Origin of the sequence: Hoylesella timonensis S9-PR14, assembly GCF_000762405.1 — a bacterium.
GTDB lineage: Bacteria > Bacteroidota > Bacteroidia > Bacteroidales > Bacteroidaceae > Prevotella > Prevotella timonensis_A.
On record NZ_JRPQ01000062.1, the window covers coordinates 1 to 17,897 of the forward strand.

Annotated in this window: 23 protein-coding genes; 6 read left to right on the forward strand and 17 right to left on the reverse strand. The window is 46.7% G+C overall.

The genetic code is table 11. The features are described from left to right. The 5 genes from traN to HMPREF9304_RS02930 form a co-directional block, all read left to right on the forward strand. On the forward strand, positions 1 to 629 hold a 629-nt coding region (traN, locus tag HMPREF9304_RS02910; protein WP_052045866.1), incomplete at its 5' end, for a conjugative transposon protein TraN. 2 nt (positions 630 to 631) lie between these two features. After that, on the forward strand, positions 632 to 1,207 hold the full coding sequence (locus HMPREF9304_RS02915; protein ID WP_004371731.1) for a conjugal transfer protein TraO: 576 nt from the start codon (positions 632 to 634) through the stop codon (positions 1,205 to 1,207). A 7-nt stretch (positions 1,208 to 1,214) separates the two neighbouring features. Then, complete coding sequence (locus HMPREF9304_RS02920; RefSeq protein WP_004371733.1) at positions 1,215 to 2,117, forward strand: DUF8464 domain-containing protein; 903 nt, start codon at positions 1,215 to 1,217, stop codon at positions 2,115 to 2,117. Then, the gene (locus HMPREF9304_RS02925) at positions 2,114 to 2,617 is read left to right on the forward strand and encodes a DUF3872 domain-containing protein (RefSeq protein WP_004371735.1); all 504 of its coding nucleotides are present in this window, start codon (positions 2,114 to 2,116) and stop codon (positions 2,615 to 2,617) included. The genes HMPREF9304_RS02920 and HMPREF9304_RS02925 overlap by 4 nt, the downstream gene beginning before the upstream one ends. Beyond that, the gene (locus tag HMPREF9304_RS02930; protein ID WP_004371737.1) at positions 2,614 to 3,141 is read left to right on the forward strand and encodes a glycoside hydrolase family protein; all 528 of its coding nucleotides are present in this window, start codon (positions 2,614 to 2,616) and stop codon (positions 3,139 to 3,141) included. The genes HMPREF9304_RS02925 and HMPREF9304_RS02930 overlap by 4 nt, the downstream gene beginning before the upstream one ends. A 51-nt stretch (positions 3,142 to 3,192) precedes the next feature. Here HMPREF9304_RS02930 and HMPREF9304_RS02935 read toward each other — a convergent pair whose 3' ends face one another. The 13 genes from HMPREF9304_RS02935 to HMPREF9304_RS02995 form a co-directional block, all read right to left on the reverse strand. Continuing rightward, positions 3,193 to 3,414 (reverse strand): DUF7688 family protein, encoded by a 222-nt coding sequence (locus HMPREF9304_RS02935; protein ID WP_004371739.1) that lies wholly within the window; start codon positions 3,412 to 3,414, stop codon positions 3,193 to 3,195. 117 nt (positions 3,415 to 3,531) lie between these two features. Then, positions 3,532 to 3,840: a hypothetical protein gene (locus HMPREF9304_RS02940; protein ID WP_004371741.1), complete on the reverse strand. Its 309-nt coding sequence runs from the start codon at positions 3,838 to 3,840 to the stop codon at positions 3,532 to 3,534. 54 nt (positions 3,841 to 3,894) lie between these two features. Next, complete coding sequence (locus HMPREF9304_RS02945; protein WP_008126028.1) at positions 3,895 to 4,140, reverse strand: DUF6956 domain-containing protein; 246 nt, start codon at positions 4,138 to 4,140, stop codon at positions 3,895 to 3,897. Beyond that, positions 4,137 to 4,367 (reverse strand): DUF3873 domain-containing protein, encoded by a 231-nt coding sequence (locus HMPREF9304_RS02950; RefSeq protein WP_004293898.1) that lies wholly within the window; start codon positions 4,365 to 4,367, stop codon positions 4,137 to 4,139. The genes HMPREF9304_RS02945 and HMPREF9304_RS02950 overlap by 4 nt, the downstream gene beginning before the upstream one ends. A gap of 19 nt (positions 4,368 to 4,386) precedes the next feature. After that, positions 4,387 to 4,644, reverse strand: a complete 258-nt coding sequence (locus HMPREF9304_RS02955) for a DUF8466 domain-containing protein (protein WP_004371745.1) — start codon at positions 4,642 to 4,644, stop codon at positions 4,387 to 4,389. Between the two features lie 24 nt (positions 4,645 to 4,668). Further along, positions 4,669 to 6,000 carry a PcfJ domain-containing protein gene (locus HMPREF9304_RS02960; RefSeq protein ID WP_028900990.1) on the reverse strand — a complete coding sequence of 444 codons (1,332 nt, stop codon included), beginning with the start codon at positions 5,998 to 6,000 and terminating at the stop codon, positions 4,669 to 4,671. Next, positions 5,997 to 6,413 carry a PcfK-like family protein gene (locus tag HMPREF9304_RS02965; RefSeq protein WP_004371748.1) on the reverse strand — a complete coding sequence of 139 codons (417 nt, stop codon included), beginning with the start codon at positions 6,411 to 6,413 and terminating at the stop codon, positions 5,997 to 5,999. Before HMPREF9304_RS02965 ends, HMPREF9304_RS02960 begins: the two co-directional genes overlap by 4 nt. Positions 6,414 to 6,426: 13 nt before the next feature. Continuing rightward, the gene (locus HMPREF9304_RS02970; protein WP_004371749.1) at positions 6,427 to 6,648 is read right to left on the reverse strand and encodes a hypothetical protein; all 222 of its coding nucleotides are present in this window, start codon (positions 6,646 to 6,648) and stop codon (positions 6,427 to 6,429) included. 11 nt (positions 6,649 to 6,659) lie between these two features. Next, on the reverse strand, positions 6,660 to 6,875 hold the full coding sequence (locus tag HMPREF9304_RS13945; protein ID WP_008126037.1) for a hypothetical protein: 216 nt from the start codon (positions 6,873 to 6,875) through the stop codon (positions 6,660 to 6,662). Positions 6,876 to 7,895: 1,020 nt separating this feature from the next. Further along, positions 7,896 to 8,678, reverse strand: coding sequence for a prephenate dehydrogenase/arogenate dehydrogenase family protein (locus HMPREF9304_RS02980; protein WP_008123073.1), 783 nt, complete (start codon positions 8,676 to 8,678; stop codon positions 7,896 to 7,898). 154 nt (positions 8,679 to 8,832) lie between these two features. Further along, entirely contained in the window at positions 8,833 to 9,897 is a 1,065-nt protein-coding gene (locus HMPREF9304_RS02985) for a bifunctional 3-deoxy-7-phosphoheptulonate synthase/chorismate mutase type II (RefSeq protein WP_036926308.1), read from the reverse strand. A 132-nt stretch (positions 9,898 to 10,029) separates the two neighbouring features. After that, positions 10,030 to 11,199 (reverse strand): pyridoxal phosphate-dependent aminotransferase, encoded by a 1,170-nt coding sequence (locus HMPREF9304_RS02990; protein WP_036926309.1) that lies wholly within the window; start codon positions 11,197 to 11,199, stop codon positions 10,030 to 10,032. 503 nt (positions 11,200 to 11,702) lie between these two features. Next, the gene (locus HMPREF9304_RS02995; protein WP_036926354.1) at positions 11,703 to 12,293 is read right to left on the reverse strand and encodes a hypothetical protein; all 591 of its coding nucleotides are present in this window, start codon (positions 12,291 to 12,293) and stop codon (positions 11,703 to 11,705) included. A gap of 132 nt (positions 12,294 to 12,425) precedes the next feature. Between HMPREF9304_RS02995 and HMPREF9304_RS03000 the strand changes: the two genes are divergently transcribed. Beyond that, positions 12,426 to 13,157, forward strand: coding sequence for a hypothetical protein (locus tag HMPREF9304_RS03000; RefSeq protein ID WP_036926310.1), 732 nt, complete (start codon positions 12,426 to 12,428; stop codon positions 13,155 to 13,157). A 23-nt stretch (positions 13,158 to 13,180) separates the two neighbouring features. On the opposite strand, the gene HMPREF9304_RS03005 is transcribed toward HMPREF9304_RS03000, so the two are convergent. The 4 genes from HMPREF9304_RS03005 to HMPREF9304_RS03020 form a co-directional block, all read right to left on the reverse strand. After that, positions 13,181 to 15,106, reverse strand: coding sequence for a heavy metal translocating P-type ATPase (locus HMPREF9304_RS03005; RefSeq protein WP_036926311.1), 1,926 nt, complete (start codon positions 15,104 to 15,106; stop codon positions 13,181 to 13,183). A 73-nt stretch (positions 15,107 to 15,179) separates the two neighbouring features. Next, complete coding sequence (locus tag HMPREF9304_RS03010; RefSeq protein WP_036926312.1) at positions 15,180 to 15,389, reverse strand: heavy-metal-associated domain-containing protein; 210 nt, start codon at positions 15,387 to 15,389, stop codon at positions 15,180 to 15,182. Positions 15,390 to 15,575: 186 nt separating this feature from the next. Next, positions 15,576 to 16,946 (reverse strand): MATE family efflux transporter, encoded by a 1,371-nt coding sequence (locus HMPREF9304_RS03015; protein ID WP_036926314.1) that lies wholly within the window; start codon positions 16,944 to 16,946, stop codon positions 15,576 to 15,578. Positions 16,947 to 17,075: 129 nt separating this feature from the next. Then, the gene (locus HMPREF9304_RS03020; protein ID WP_374187977.1) at positions 17,076 to 17,855 is read right to left on the reverse strand and encodes an SDR family oxidoreductase; all 780 of its coding nucleotides are present in this window, start codon (positions 17,853 to 17,855) and stop codon (positions 17,076 to 17,078) included. Positions 17,856 to 17,897 lie beyond the last annotated feature (42 nt).

The window sequence follows — 17,897 nt, forward strand, 5'->3', positions numbered from 1 at the left end:
AAACCTACCACCGAAAGGTGGTAAGGCGCCCATCGCCGAGCCTACACGTGAAGTACGCCGCCGAACCGCTGTTGCTCAATGTGGAGATGTGCGACTTCATCCATGACGGCAGCACGGTGAACCGCCCGAATAACGCACAGGAAATCTATCTGAAAGAGCTGGGCAGCGAAAGCCCGATGCTGGTGCGACTTATCATGAAGTCCATCCACAAACAGAACAAGCGCGAGGTGAAGCATATCGGCTGCAAGCGTTTCGGCATCCAGTATCTTCTCAAAGGCATCTACACGCACAACGGATTGCTCTATTTCCACACGGAGATAAAGAACCAGAGCAACGTGCCTTTCGATGTGGACTACATCACTTGGAAAATCGTGGACAAGAAGGTGGCGAAGCGTACCGCCGTGCAGGAGCAGATCATCCTGCCGCTCCGCGCGCAGAACTACGCCACCCTCGTGCCGGGCAAAAAGAGCGAGCGCACGGTCTTCACGATGGCGAAGTTCACCATCCCCGATGACAAGTGCCTCGTGGTGGAGCTGAACGAGAAGAACGGCGGCCGTCACCAGTCCTTCGTGATTGAGAACGAGGATTTGGTACGTGCGGGTACCATCAACGAACTTCAAGTGCGCTGACCATGAGAAAGTACATCGCAATAATCATCGCGTCGCTTGCCCTTTTTACAGGGCAGGCGCACGCCCAGCGGTGTCTGCCGAAGATGCAGGGCATCGAGGTGAGGGCGGACATGGCGGACGGCTTCAATCCCGGCGGCAAGGACGGCGGGTACAGTTTCGGGGCGGCTCTCTCCACTTACACGAAGAGGGGGAACAAGTGGGTGTTCGGTGGCGAATACCTCCTGAAAAACAATCCCTACAAGGATACCAAGATACCCGTGGCGCAGTTCACGGCGGAGGGCGGATATTACTTCAAGATACTGTCGGACGCCCGAAAAATCGTGTTCGTCTATGCCGGGGCTTCGGCTCTCGCCGGATATGAATCGGTGAATTGGGGGAATAAGGTGCTGCATGACGGCTCCACGCTGCACGACCGGGACGCCTTCATCTACGGCGGTGCGCTGACGCTCGATGTGGAGTGCTACGTGACAGACCGTATCGCCCTGCTTGCCAACCTGCGTGAGCGTTGCCTGTGGGGTGGCGACACGCGGAAGTTCCACACGCAGTTCGGGGTCGGCGTCAAGTTCATCATCAACTGACACGGGCATGGAACGGACGGAAATAGATGCTATCAGAAGGATGCCGCTTGCGGATTTTCTCGCACGGTTGGGGCATGAGCCTGTCAGAAGGAGCGGTAACGAGCTGTGGTATATCGCCCCGTACAGGGGCGAGCGCACCCCCTCTTTCCGTGTGAACGTGGCGAAACAGCTTTGGTACGACTTCGGTTTGGGCAAGGGCGGTGACATCTTCACGCTTGCCGGGGAGTTTCTGCAAAGCGATGACTTCATGAAGCAAGCGAAGTTCATAGCGGAAGCCGCCAATATGACGGTTGCCGGATGGGAAAAGCCCGCCTATCTCCCGAAGCCGACCGAACCTGTCTTTGAGGATGTGGAGGTCGCTCCGCTGTTTCGTTCACCGCTGACGGAGTATTTAGAGGAACGAGGCATACCAATCGGAGTAGCATCCCGCCACTGTTGCCGCCTGAACTACAGTGTGCGTGGAAAACGGTATTTCGCTGTCGGTTTCCTGAATATGGCAGGTGGATATGAAGTCCGAAGCCGATATTTCAAGGGGTGCATCCCGCCAAAAGATGTGTCTTTGGCAAGGACGAAGGAAATCCCGGCTGACGAGTGCCTCGTGTTTGAGGGCTTCATGGACTTTCTCTCCGCCGTGACGCTTGGCGTAACCGGTAACGCTGACTGCCTTGTACTGAACTCTGTCGCCAACGTGGAGAAGGCGGCGGGATTGCTGGACGGCTACGGGCGCATCGGATGCTTCCTTGACCGTGACGAAGCCGGACGGCGGACGCTTGACGCTCTTGCCAAACGGTATGGGGCGCATGTCGCCGACCGTTCCTCCCTCTATGGCGGTTGCAAGGACTTGAACGAGTATCTGCAACAGACAACGAAAAAACAGAAAAACAACCATCTAAAAATCGAAGAAAAATGAACATACTGAACAACAGAAACAAGAGAACAAATATCTTTAAGGTGGTGGCGTTATGCCTGATAGCCGCTGTGTCATTCACCATCGTGTCGTGCGATGACGACATGGACATCCAGCAGTCCTATCCCTTCACGGTGGAGGTCATGCCCGTGCCGAACAAGGTGACGAAGGGGCAGACGGTGGAAATCCGCTGTGAGCTGAAAAAGGAGGGCGACTTCGCTAACACGCTTTACACCATCCGCTATTTTCAGTTTGAGGGAGAAGGAAAGTTGAAAATGGATAACGGCATCACCTTCCTGCCTAACGACCGCTACCTGCTGGAGAACGAAAAGTTCCGCCTGTACTACACGGCGGAGGGCGAAGAGGCGCACAACTTTATTGTGGTGGTGGAGGACAACTTCGGCAACTCTTTCGAGTTGGAATTTGACTTCAACAACCGGAATGCAAAGGATGACGGTTTGACCATCGTTCCCATCGGCAACTTCAGCCCCTTGCTAAAATGATGCGTGTATTCATGACAATGCTCTGTTCGCTTCTGACGGTCTGTTTTGTGTCCGCACAGATCAGCCGCCAAGAGGGAACGGACGGGCAGGCGGCAATCTACCGGCTGTCTCTATTCGAGAGGGCGGTACGATGCACGAAGTATTTTGAGGGATGGCACTCGGAAAAGCACCACCCATACGTGGGTTGGGGTCACAAGATTTTGCCGGGCGAAAGGTACTCGGCACGAACCATGACGAAGCGGCAGGCGGACGCGCTCCTGCGGAAAGACCTGCGGAAGTTCTGCGCGATGTTCCGGCAGTTCGGGAAGGATAGTCTTTTACTTGCCACGCTTGCTTACAACGTGGGTCCATACCGGCTTTTGGGTAGCAAGACAATCCCTAAAAGCACCTTGATAAAGAAGCTGGAGGCTGGCGACAGGAACATCTACCGGGAGTATGTAGCCTTCTGCAACTACAAAGGAAAACGCCACGCCATGCTGCTCAAACGGAGAAAGGCGGAGTTTGCACTGCTGTATATCCCGTGACTGTAAATGAAAATCCGATGAAGCCGCCAACTTCATCGGATTTTCCGCTTTTCATACATTCGGGATTGTACCCGTATCTATCACGTCACCATCCCTGCAAAATTCGATGCTTCCGGGTGTAAATCCCATGCTCCCGATTGCGATGTGACGGATATAGTCCGCATACTCCCTACCTTGAAAATTCTTTCCCGTAAGGTTTTTGAAAATCATCTTTATGCTTATGCCGTCGTTGCCGTGCAAGATGATTTTTCCGTCCTGCCTGATTGTTTCCATAATAAAAACTTGTTTTTGTGAATAATATCGCAGATTGGCACAGAGGTTTCTTTGCTACTTTCTTTGTCCGCCATCATGCTCACCGAAAGAAAGTAGGGCGGCTCTCGCCGCCGCAACTCAAAAGCGTGTGTAAAGTCCCGTCACCATCGTGAATATTTCTTCCAGCATATCAAAATAGATGCCCTCGTGTACGGCAATGTACTTTTCCTTGCACTCGAAAGTCTTTTTGCTGAATGTCCTGCGGTAGAACCGCATATTGTAGAGGTCTGCCCCCGCATCATAGATGATGTCAAGGCGGTTGGCACTTGTCTTGTTCCGTGTAAGGCTCATCCGTAAGCCGTTGCCCATGTCGATGAAATCACGGCTACCCGTCATGGCGGTAAATCTTCTTCCGCCTATCTGCTGTAATATCGTCTGTGCTATCATTAACCGTTGTTTTTAGGGTTTTAAGTGTTGGCGGTGTCCGCACCGCCAACTTGTTCAAAATTCTCGCATCTCGGCAATGGGTGTCTGCCGTTGCAGCCACTCTTTCACACATTCCATATTATACTCGCTCGTGATGACTGCCGTATGGCTGTCGGTGGCGGTGAAACGTGTGCTTTCGTAATCATCTATCCACCCTTTGAGGGTGTCAGTTCCCCACGCTTGGGCATCGTCAAAGATACCGTCCAATGCCGTGATAGGTTCGCTGAATTTGACTATCAGCGTTTGATAGGTCGTGTTCATCGGTTGCCCTCCTTTCCCTGCTTTGCGTTCAGCCACTTGTCCCTTGCGGTTCGGCACTCGTCCAATGTGGTTTTTACACAAGCGAACAATTCTCCGTCCGTGTGGCGGTAGTCGTATTGCACAAGTGTCCGCCTGCGTCTGCCGATACCCGATTGGAAACGCTCGTATTTCTCCGTACCTGCTTCCGTGCAGGTACTTACTCCGTTGATGGTCATTCGTGTTGCCATAATGTTGCTTTTTAGATGGTTAAAAATGTACTGACAGAACTCTGTTCTTCATCACCATTTCGGGGTTGCTCGTGTAGCGTTGGTGCAGGTAGAAATGGTGTGAGCCGAAGCCGTAAAGGAAGAACTTGTCAAGTTCGTGCTTCTCGGCAAACTCCTTTACGCTCTTTCTCAATTCCCCCTCACTCGTTGTGAGAGTGAGGAGGTTTACAAATTCAAGGAACAATGCAGGGATTTTATCGTCCCACACACAAATCATGCTTTCAATTCTTACTTCCATATCAATGTTGTTTTAGGGTTGATGCTATGCCACTTTCATCCGCTCACGGATAAGGTTGGCGTTCTTATTCACAAGGTCTATGATGCGCTCGTGGTATTCGGTGTCTTGGTTGTACTTGCCGTGGCACTGCACCACCTTGAGTGTCCGCAAATCCACCTCTACGGTTTCAATTATCTCACCGCCAATCCTTGCCGAGAGTATGAGGGTGTCGGCTTTCTTGTAGTATTCACTGCCGAACACGCAGATGTTCTGTGCCTTGCCCTCGCTGTAATACTCGTCTATACTTTCAAGCACCTTGATGATTATTTCCTCGTCCGTGATTACCAATCCGAAGAATTTGGATTTGTTGGCGATGAAATCCTCCGCATCTTTTTCCCTTTGCAGTTGCCGCTGTTGCTCACGCTCACGCCTTTCAATCTCCCAGCGGCGGCGTTGCTCGGCTCGTTCCTTCTCGTGTATGGTTTCAATCTTTCGGGTTGCGTTGTCGTGTGCCGCCATGAAATCTTCGGGGCAGATGTTCTTCGGGTTGCGGAGGTCTTGACCGAGTTTGTTGAGCATACGCAGATAGTCGCACCACATGGAGAAGTTGTCTATCAGATACTTGTGACGCTTGGCAATCAGATATGATGCCCAGCATTCATCGGCAGTACGGGCATTGAAAAGAAAGTGTTTCATAACCTCAATCTCACCGCCTTTCATAAGGGTTTCAATTCTTGGGTCTGAAAGCAAGGCTTTGAAAAGACGCACGGGGGAAATGCCGTGGAAATCGCCCTTGAAGCCGTTGCGTCTGAGTTGGGGTAATACCCTCATTTTGGGATATGCACAGCTTCTTGCCACAACATCATCGTATAGGCTGTTGTGCGGTCTTATCTCCATCGCGCTGCACAATGCCCATACATCGCAGTAACAGAATGTGAAGCCACGGAGCAACGCCATGTCCGTAACCTTACCGTCGGGTGAAATCCAACGCTGCACAACCTCGTGGCAATAGAAGTGCATCGGCTCGCCTTTCCTGCTCTCGCATCTGACCTGCGCCACACGGATTACCTGATAGCCTTTGCAGGTGGTTATCACGCTGAAATACTGCGTTTCCTTGTAGATACGTTTGCGTGTGTCCTGCACTTTGAGTTCGGCATGGCATTTGGGGCAGGTGCAACCTTCAAGGGTGTCGCACAGTACGCTGTCGCTGTGCCACTCGTGACCGCAGTCGGAGCAGGTGATGTTCCCTTTCTTGGTGCGGTAGCCTATATGTTCAATGCAGTGGCGGTATGCCCATTCAATTTGTGTCGTTGATATGGGGCGGAGGTTGGCTGAAAGTCTTGCCACCTCTTTCTGTATCTTGGTCTTCGGTTTCATAAGCCTAAATCAAATAATGAGGGTTGGGGGTGGGTTTCTTTTCTCGCTGACGGTCTGTTGCGGTTCTGCAACTTGCGGAGTTCCTCCTCTTGGTATCTGCGGACTGCATTCTGACGTGCCTCCGCCTTTTCCTCTTCCGTGAGTTCCACAACATGGTTCACCACCACTTGGCAGTTCATAGGTTTGCCCACCTCTATCTCGTTTTCCTCATAGTAGTGGATGACTTGCCCGAATATCTCTCCGTCCGTGAAGCCGCTGCAACCGCTTTTCTGCACATAGTTCAGAATGTGGGTCACACACTCGTCTATGTTTTTGGCAGGGTTGCGGTACTTCTTCGCAAAGAGCGTATCTTCCTCCGCCCGCTGTTCCAGATACATTTGTATCGTTCTTTTGAAATGGTCTGTTCCTTTCATATCGCTGTCGTTTTTAGATTGTCTGTTTAAGTATCTCTCTCCAATAGGTCGGCTCTACCTCGCTGAGAAGGAAGTCCATGAAGTCCCTCCGTGCGTCCTTGTTCAGTTCGTGGTACAATCTTCGGAAAGTGCTAAAATTGCCGTTGATGTACGTTTCCACCATATACACGAAGATGTTGTCCACCTCGTAATATTTGCACTGCTGCGCTACCGTCTTGCAGTTTCTCTTTGCCATGTCGGTAAGGGTTAAAGGGTGAATAACCAAAGGATGAAGCCGAAGAAGGCAATGGTGAAAAGGATAGCCACGATTACACCTATCGCCACTCGGAACACTCCGTTTACAATCTCTCTGATGATGCCCCAAAGGATGCCGAACACCCCGAAGGCGGTGCGCATCATCAAGCCGCATATCGCCAACCCGATGTATTGCGCCACTTGTCTGAAATTTGCCGTTGCTGTCATATCTTCGCTGTTTTTGATTTTTTTGTTTTTTATGCGGATTCAAGAGCTGAGGGAGTTGAGTTTCAAACTATCTTATCTGCCTCTCGTTTATCCGACATTTTTTTTTATGCGTCTTTCTGTCGCATCGGTCGTTTTCGTTTCGGGTGCTTGAAAAGGTAGGGATTAGGGAATGCAAGGTTTTTCGGTCAAAATACTACCCGCAGGGCTGGAGATTTTTACCGAAAACAGGAGGCTTGACCTTGCTTTCCCGTCCAATCCCGGAATTACCTTTGCGCCCAGAACGGAAATGACTGCCTGATGCGGCTCACTGAAAGGCGCAAAAATGGAGGTAAACGAAAACAGAGGCTGATTGGGTAGAAAAAACTTCAGGGAAAAATCCGTAAAAAAGGAATCACCAAAAGGAAAAAGACATCACCGGAAGCGTGAAAAGGGCAAACCACTACAAAGGAAGTATGATTGTTTTCCGATCCGACAGGACTTGTCCAGCCGGGCGACAACAATCATTCTTCCCGGATTGCCCGCTGTGTGTGGCTACCTGTTTCATTCATGGGGCAGGCGGACACACTCTGCATTCACTTTCCGCTTCCGGCAAAAGGGACAGCGAAAAAAAAAATCATCTGAAAACCCGTAAAAGCACCTCTTGGCATAGGCGCAAAAGAAAGGGGCATTGCTTCATCTGTCTAAACATCGTTTAGGCGTGAGGCAATGCCCTTTTCTCCGGCTATGCGGTAGTTGGCACACGTTTGTTCCAAACTCGTTTTGGGCAATGGTGTGCCGACGGATAATACCGCTTTTACGGAAAAATCTTATGAATGAGGGGATAAAAATCTGGGAGTTTATATCAAAATCTCGGATTAAATAGCTACTTTTGCATACGAAGAGTTCTTTGAAGGTTACGCAACGCGCAGAAGGATAATGCAGTAGATAACTAACTAAATCGTAACCTATTACTATCAAGAGCGATTAACCAACGCTCATTTCCAATAAATTACACTCTTTTCGTAACTTCGTTCTACAAAGCTACAAATCTTCTCTCATATTTTGCCTTATTTTAGTAAGATATTTTTTCATACCTTCAGCATCTTTGTCATCAATCACCTGCAAAAGTTCTTTTAATTCCTCTCGTATCTGCGACACTTGGTCGTGTGTATAGGGGTTGAAAAGTATTTCTTGTAACAAGTAATCATCTTCGTTCAAAACCCCACGAGCTATCTGCATATGTCGCTTAAAGGTTGTCCCTGGCGCATCTTGATGCTTCATCACGGCAGCAAAGACAAAGGTGCTAACAAACGGAATGCTTAACGAATAAGCCACCGTTTGATCGTGTTCGTCAAAGGTATATTCGTAGATATTTAATCCTAATCCACGGTATAGCTCCTTAAAGAAGATGCGTCCCATATAGTCACCCTCACTAATAACAATCGCATTTTCTTGACTTAACTGGTGTAAATTGGCAAATGTGGGGCCAAACATAGGGTGAGTAGACACGTAAGGATGGGGAGTTGAGTCGTAAAATGCTTTTAATCCTGTCTTCACCGAACTAATATCACTCAAGATACATCCTGTTGGCAAATACGGCATCACCTCTTGGAAAGCAGCAATCGTGTACTTCACCGTAACGGCATTGATAACTAATTCGGGTTCAAAATCACGAATCTCCGCTAAAGAAGTAAACCGCTGACAGTTGTAAGTGAACCGCATACGCTGGGCATCTTTTTCATATACTGCTACTTGGTGGTCGAAACTCAGCAGGTCAATGAAGAAACTTCCCATCTTACCTGCACCCATTACTAATATTCGCATAGCTTGTTTTAATTCATAATTCTTAATTCATAATATAGTTGACAAGTTGACGAGTTTACAAGTTCACCAGTTGATAGTCTTATAAGCAATAAGTCTATTTACTTGTCTCCTCGTCAACTCGTCAACTCGTCAACTTGTCAACTTGTCAACTATATTATGAATTAATGATTTTCAGTTGTTGCCTCACGCTCTCTTGGTGTATCTCTTCAAAGATATTTGCCACACTCTCTGCCGACAGTCCATATTGTACACCTTGCTTTCCACGCTTTTCTAAGATTTCACTGTATCTATTTGATTGCAAAACAGTTAAATTATGTTCCTTCTTATACTGCCCTATTTCACGACAAATGCGAAGTCGTTTACTCAGCAAATTCATCAGTTGGTCGTCTAACTGGTCTATTTCTGCGCGCAAATTTTGCAAATCATCAGTTGTTGTATATTCATCTCGCACCACCAGCTTAGACAAGATGGCATCTAACTCCTCTGGAAGAACCTGCTGCTTTGCATCACTCCAAGCAGAATGAGGGTTGCAATGCGACTCAACAATCAGTCCTTCGAATCCCAAATCCATAGCTTGTTGGCAAAGTGGAGCTATCAGTTCACGCTTTCCACCCATATGACTGGGGTCGCAAATGATAGGAAGCTGCGGGATACGACGATGCAACTCAATGGGAATTTGCCACATAGGGAGATTGCGATACATAGATTTTTCATAACTTGAAAAACCACGATGTATGGCTGCTATTCGCTGAACGCCTGCCCTATTGAGACGTTCCATGGCTCCCATCCATAACTCCAAATCTGGATTTACAGGGTTTTTAACAAACACAGGGATATCTACTCCTTGCAGTGCATCAGCCAAAGCCTGCATAGCAAAGGGGTTAGTTGTCGTGCGAGCCCCTACCCACAGAAAATCTAATTCATATTTCAAGCATAATTCTACATGCTGTGGCGTAGCCACCTCGGTAGACACCAGCATGCCTGTCTCCTGCCTTACACGCCTCAACCATGACAAGGCTTCCTCTCCTTTTCCTTCGAAACAACCGGGTTTGGTGCGGGGTTTCCACACACCAGCCCTAAAATTATGGCATCCTTTCCTTTTCAATTGCCATGCTGTCTCCATGACCTGTTGCTCCGTTTCGGCACTACAAGGTCCCGCAATGACAAAAGGACGCTTTACATCGCTTTGTAAATTGAGTGGTAATAAGTCTAATTCCATTTCATTTTTCTATTTTCTATCACCTTTGACACAATGGCAAAGGTAAATATTTTATCCATATAAATATTTCTAATTGCTCGTTTTGTTCAAATTCTCCTATTGATTTTGAAGACTTTGTTACATCATAAACGTTTACCATGCCATTGCCTGAAGTCGCATCAAAGCTTCGTTCATCTTTGTTTCTTTGGCACAAAGTGATATTCGGATATAACGTTTTCCGTTGCTACCAAATATAAATCCTGGGGTGATAAAAACGTTCGACTTATGCAATACACGTTCGGTGAGTTGCTCGGCATCCTCATATTTGGCAGGAATACGCCCCCATAAAAACATCCCTACCTGTGCATGATCGTATCTACAGCCCAAGACTTGCATTATCTTCTCGGCTATCTTGCGACGCTCTTTGTACACCTTCACATTATTTATATAATGCCACATTTCGTCATTGGTGTTGTATGCCTCAGCTGCAGCCAACTGAATACCGCGAAAGGTGCCACTGTCTATGTTGCTTTTTATCTTGAGAATCCACGAAATATATGTTGCATTCGATGCGCACAAGCCCACTCTCCACCCTGGCATATTAAAGCTTTTCGACATAGAGTTGAACTCTATGCAGCAATTTTTGGCTCCCTCTACTTGCATGATTGACAATGGACGGTCGTTGAGTATGAACGAATAAGGATTGTCATTGACAATCACAATATTGTGTTTTTGCGCAAATGTCACTAATTTCTCATACGTCTCCAATTGCGCATTGCCGCCCGTAGGCATGTGAGGATAATTGGTCCACATCAGTCGAACCTTTGTCAAATCCATTTGTTCTAACTCATCAAAGTCGGGCTGCCATGCGTTCTCCTCTCGCAAGTCATAATTGAGTACCTGTACTCCCAACAATTTACTCAGCGAAGTATAAGTAGGATATCCTGGATTGGGAACCAATACGGCATCACCCGGATTACAAAAAGCCAGCGTGACGTGCAAGATACCTTCCTTACTACCAATAAGCGGCTGTATTTCGGTTTGTGGGTTGAGCCTCACCCCATACCACTTTTCGTAAAATCGTGCCATGGCTTGGCGCAATTCTGGCGTACCACAGGTGGGTTGATAGCCATGTGTAGAAACGTCGTTGGCTACTTCGCAGAGCTTTTGAACCGTTTGATGAGATGGCGGCATATCAGGACTACCTATGGCAAGTGAGATAATATCGTTTCCCGAGGCTTGTAGCTGTGCCACTTCTTTCAGTTTCTTACTGAAATAATATTCTTGTATTTGGTTCACACGCTGTGCAGGTTGAATGTTCATTTTGTTGTTGATTTTATAGTTAGACCACGAACTTATCGTTCAAACTTCATCATCTTTGCCCTTTCAACCTCATGGTGACAGGAAGAATTGTGTTGTTTTCTCTTCATCTCCTTATCTGTTCTATGAGGCATTACAAGCGAAAGCCCCGCTTTCACATATCGTGAAGCGGGGCTTTCATGGGATTATTTTTTTGAATTGACTATGGCACACAAACTTCCGCTTCACAAGTATTTGTAAAGTAAAGATAGAAGTAATAGAAAGATGCGTACACGTAGTTCAACATATTTTGTTCTCTTTTTAATTGCTTGCAAATGTATAATATTATTTTGTAACTCACAAACATTTTGCTCGAAAAATAAGAAAACAACAGACAAAAAGATGCTTTTAGTGCATTCGCACTATCAAATATCAAAACTTCGTAACCTTAGTTGGCGTCTTCTTGACAATATTCTTCTGTGCTTTTTGATTGACTTCCGAGTAGTGAGCGAAAGATATTGATACCTTTATAACTTTAATAGTTGCTGATAGACGGATGTTGTTAGGACATCTGTACGTTCCCATTTTGGCCATTCAGCAACCGAGCGTACAAAGTCGTGTCCCACCTTTTTAGATTGACCATAAGTAAACTTGGCATTGATATATCCTTCATCGCCATCACGAGCAATAACGAAACAGTGCAAAGTCTTTCGATAGCCCACTATTTCATCGTCCTTCTCTATCTTTTCTAAAGTCCAATCTTTCTGTGGAATAGCAACGGACAGGATGTTTGCCTTGGGATATTTTTGTCGAAACAGTTTGGTACACTGCGTGCGAAACTCCAATGCCGAATCGCCTTTATACATATCGGTGCTGTACAAGGGCATATAGTAAGAACCATTTACCCGCAGCAAATCTGCCTTACTGTACAGACGATCATCGAACCCGATAGCATCGCCGAGTTCATGACCTGCTTGTTCCAACTCTTTTTTGGTTTGTTTCACGAACTTGGAGACCTTTTCTTCAAAGGTCTTTTTCTTTTTATTTGGTTGCTGTGCAGACATATTCAAAGTGGCTCCTAACAACAAGAAAGCCAAAAAAATGGTTGTTTTTTTCATTGTCATCTCTTCTTTTTTATGCTGACAAAAATAGTACAAAACAGCAAAGAAGCAAAAAAATAATTGATAATTAAAATAAAATTACCCTTAAAAGTTTTGTTGTATAGGCACAATCATCTATCTTTGCTCACCATGAAGAAGTGGTATATTCTCCCCTTGATAGTGCTATTTTGCATGCCTATAGGTGCGCAAGAAAACAAGAAGCAGTTACTGTCGAAAACCGAAAAGACCGACACTGTAACCTTTGTCCAACCACATACTGCTGGCGCATCAGCCCAACCGCTGATGAATGGCTATCTGCCAGCATTGCCAGCCACAGACAGCGACTCACTTCATTTGCCAACACTCAACCTACAAGGGCAGGTGATGGCCAGCTATTGGTATCCCTATTACGGTACTGGCTGGTATGGTTGGGACTTGCATCAAGGGCTAAACGTGAATTTAGGGGTTTCTGTTTTCGGGTTTATTGGTAAGAATACACCGAGCGGAGCAGGCTTTACACAAAATGTATCGGCAATGTATGCCATGCCGTTGAACAAGAATTTATCACTGGCAGTGGGTGGCTATCTCAATCGTCTCAGGTGGAGTCACCAATCATATCATGATGCAGGACTCTCTGCCGTGTTGGGTTATCGCTTCAACGAACGGTGGGAAGCCTATCTCTATGGTCAAAAGTCACTGTATCAAAACATGCCCATATTCCGCCCTCTCTACGACATGACGTCAATGGGCGACCGCTTGGGAGCGGCTGTGAAATATCATTTCAATCCTTCGTTCAGCATACAATTGTCGGTAGAACGTGGATGGATGCCCAACAATCGTCATACATACTTTGACCAATATAATTATCCTGTGCCAAAATAATTCGCAAAAGCTTAAAAATACTTCTACTTCTTGTACTTTAATCGTAAGCTATTCAGCACCACACTTACACTTGAAAATGCCATTAAAACACTTGCCCACATGGGGGTAATCTGAAAGTTAATGCCAAAGATGTACAACACTCCTGCCGCTAACGGAATGCAACTCAGGTTATAAACAAACGCCCAAAACAAGTTCTGCCATATCATCTGTACCGTTTGTTTGCTCAAACGTATGGCTTGCGGTATGCGCCTAAGATCATCACTCATCAAGGTCACTTGTGCTACATCCATTGCCACATCGGTTCCTTTACCCATTGCGATACTCACATCTGCCAATGCCAAAGCTTGCGTGTCATTGATGCCATCGCCCACCATGGCTACCTTTTTGCCCTCATTCTGCAACTGGCGCACCAAATTCTCTTTATCTTGGGGTAGCACTTTACTATAAAAATGCGATATACCTGCACGCTCTGCCCAATATTTTACAGTATCGTGACGGTCGCCACTCATCATATATACTGCTATATTCTCTTGCTTTTGCAATATTTCCATGGCTTCACGAGCATGCGGTTTCAAGGTCTCTCGTGCCTCGAAAGATAAATCATCTGCCTCTGTAAAGTCTATTTGCTGGTTGGGAATAGTGAGTGTACCTGTCTTATCCACAACCATGGCATCTACCCTTCGCAAGGCTTCTAAGGCTGTAGCATCCTTGATGAGCACATTCATTTGTGCTGCCTTGCCCATTCCCACCATCAGTGCGGTAGGTGTTGCCAAGCCCATAGCACAGGGACAAGCAATGACTAATACCGAAATGGCAGACAGTATAGCATGCGGCAACAATGCGTTGCCACCTACAACCCACCACAAAACAAACGTAAGCAAAGCCAACAACAGCACTACAGGAACAAACACCAGTGCCACCTTGTCTACAATACGCTGCACGGGGGCTTTGCTTGCCTGAGCCTGTTGCACCATTTGTATGATTTGTGCCAATGCTGTATGCTCACCCACCTGACGAGCTTTGAACTGAAACTTGCCTTGCGAGACCACTGTTCCTGCCAAGACGTCTCCGCCTTCACACTTCAATACTGGCGTTGGTTCGCCTGTTATCATACTTTCATCCACATATACACCAGTGCTGTGCATGAAACTTGTTGCCGATGTTACAATGCCATCTACTGGTATCTTCTCTCCTGCACGCACTTCTACCGTATCACCTATTTTAATGGTGGCAAGTGGAACCTCTTGTATGCTGTCTCCCTGAACCAAATGTGCCGTCTTTGGAGAGAGTCCCATCAGCTGCCGTATACTGCTTGCAGCACTGTTTCGAGCCTTTTCCTCCAACAATCTTCCTGTCAAAACAAAGGTGATAATCATCACCGAAGCATCAAAATAGGTGTGGCATTCGATGCCTCGACTGCCCCAAACCTGCTCGCCGACAAAAGTATTGAACACACTAAACAAGAATGCAATGCCCGTAGAAAGTGCCACCAACGTATCCATATTGGCAGAACGATGTACCAACTGTCGCCATGCGTTGATGAAAAAGGCTCGTCCACAACATAAGAAATTGGCAAGAGCCAAGAGCAACGCCACTTGATTAACGATATTTTTCGCCCCTAAATCAATCCACCTCATCGATACAGCCATGCACAACACGGCAAAAACCCAAGAGAGAATGACCTTTCGCCTCAACAGACTGTATTCATTCTGCTCTATTGCTTCCACAGATTGTTCTTCGTCTATCACGAGATCATAACCTATGTTATTGATGGCACGTTTCATCTCTTCGGGCGAAATCACATGCTCATCATAGTCTACCAAGGCACTTCTACCGGGCAAACTCACTGCTGCCGAGTGTACACCTTGCAAGGAATTGAGCGTTCGCTCCACATGCGCAGAACAAGCTGCACATGCCATTCCCACTACTGGAATTGTTTTCTTCACCATGTTGTGTTAAATAGTTGACGAGTTACTGAATTAAAGAGTTGACAAGTTGGCAAGCTAAATGTGTAAAGAGTTATTACACTTGGAAGTCGTAGCCTGCCTCATCTACTGCCTTCTTCATCTCCTTTGGACTTATTAACTCCTCATCATAAGCCACCTCGGCAGTGTGATGCGCCAAATCAACCTTTGCTGACTCAACTCCTATTAAACACGACAAACGCTTTTCTACCATAGACTTGCAATGCTCGCAAGCCATTCCGTTGATTGTAAATGTTTTCTTTTCCATTATTCTCTATTGTATTATCAATAAATATCATTAACGCCCAAACCCACAAAATAGGTGGTATTGTGGTGCAAAACAGACTGTATTGTACTCCAAAATAGACTGTTTTACAATGAAAAACAGACTGTTTTGCTCACACGGGGACTTATTCTTTTACCACAAACATCATGCCATACCCATGCAATGTTGTCAAGCTGTCTGATGGTTAGCATCGTTCTTCTGCGCCTGCGCCAACTCCCTAAACGTAGCATACAGCAATGGCAATGTAATGAGTAGCGAGCAAATATCGCTACAAGCCTGACTCATCATCACGCCCTGCAAACCTAAAAATTGAGGTAATATTACTACCAAAGGAATGAAGAAAAGACCACTGCGCGAGGCAGCCAGCAGGTTGGCACGGAACGTCTTACGAATGGTTTGCATCAACATATTGGACATAAGGAAAAACGCCATGGCGGGCAACGACACCAATTGCCAGCGTAAGGCTTTCGTCCCAATATTGATGACTTCAGCATCGTTCCTAAACAGCTCCACAATACCATCGGAAAACACCCATCCTAACACACTACAAGCCAACAAGAAACAGGTTCCAACCTGCACACTGAACCAAAAACCACGTCGAACACGGCTATATAGGTGTGCTCCATAGTTGAATCCGCAAAACGGTTGGAACCCATGTCCTAATCCAATGACTGATGCCATGACAATCATGGTAAATCGATTGGCAATAGACATGGCTGCAACAGCTGCATCGCCATATTGGGCAGCAGCTACGTTTAACAAGATACTGGCAACACTGGTGAGCCCTTGACGCGACAAAGAAGGTGTACCACCCGCTAAAATTTCCTTGACATAAACCCAAGAGAACGAAAAGTAACGAAAGCTGATGCGCATACTACCGCCATAACGAGTCATGTACAGCAATACCAAGAAACTGACCAACTGTCCCAGCACCGTTGCCAAAGCTGCCCCCGTGATACCCCAATCAAACAGAAAAATAAAGATAGGGTTCAGTCCTACATTGATAATAGCCCCCGAAACGATACCCCACATGGCAAACGATGCATTGCCTTGAAAGCGCATTTGATTGTTAAGACACAACGAACCTGTCATCAAAGGGGCACCTAACAAGATGATGCCTAAGTATCGTTTGGTATAAGGAAGGATAGTAGGAGTACTGCCCAGCCACACCGACAGCGGCTCTAAGAATAGCAAGCCTACCACCATGATGACCAAGCCCGAAGCAATGGCATAGGCAAAAGCAGTTGACGCCATGATTTGGGCATGATGCCGTCGTTGCGCTCCCAACTCGCGAGCCATGTAATTGCCAGACCCATTGCCAAAAAAGAAGCTGAATGCCTGGATAACGAACATCACAGAGAACACAATGCCCACAGCTGCAACCGCCTGTGTGTTAATCTTTCCTACAAAATAGGTATCGGCAACGTTGTACAAACTCGTCACCAACATGCTGGCAATGGTAGGTACTGCCATGGTAAGAATGACACGTCGAATGGATCCTTGCGTCAGGAAAGTATAATTGTCTCTACGCTGTAGCATACGATATTCACAAATTTTGGTGAGCAGTGGACGATGAAAAAGACACGTCCCTGCTCCTACTTTGTCACCCCAGCATCATGCTTTGGTAACACAGACACGGTTGCGATAGGGACACAACCACCCCCATGGTTAGGATAAGGATTCTTTTCGGTCGGGATTGCGACTGATAGTGAATCCATTAGCTTGGTGAGTAGCCAGTACCAACACTTCGGCTATCTGCACATGTTGAGGAGCTTGAGCGGCATAAAGTACCACATCAGCAATATCCTCACCAGTGAGTGGCTGGATGCCCTCATACACATGATGTGCTCGGTCTTGATTACCATGAAAGCGAGTAACGCTGAAATTGGTTTGTACCAATCCCGGTTTGACGGTTGTCACCCTCACAGCAGTATTTACAAGATCCACTCTCAGTCCATCGCTTAAAGCCTTGACAGCGGCTTTGGTGGCACAATACACATTGCCGTTGGCATAAGCAACATCTCCAGCCACAGAACCTATGTTGATAACATGCCCACGATTGCGAGCCACCATACCTGGCACAATCAATCTGGTCATCGTGAGTAATCCCTTAATATTAGTGTCTATCATCGTGTCCCAATCATCAAAACTCCCCTCATATTCGGGTTCCAATCCTAATGCCAACCCAGCATTATTGACCAAGACATCAATGTTACGCCACTTTTCGTCAAGCGATTCTACGGCTTTGGAAGCCTCCTCGCGATGACGAACATCAAAACAAAGACATAAAACTTGAATAGGGAAGGCTGCTAACTCTTGTTTGAGCGCGTCTAAACGCTCTTGTTTGCGACCTGTTAGAATGAGATGATAACCACTCTTAGCAAATGCGAAGGCACAAGCCTGACCGATACCGCTGGTAGCTCCTGTAATAAATGCAATCATAGAAATAGATTTTGAAAAGCCCTCCCCTGTTGAGCGAAATGAATTGCG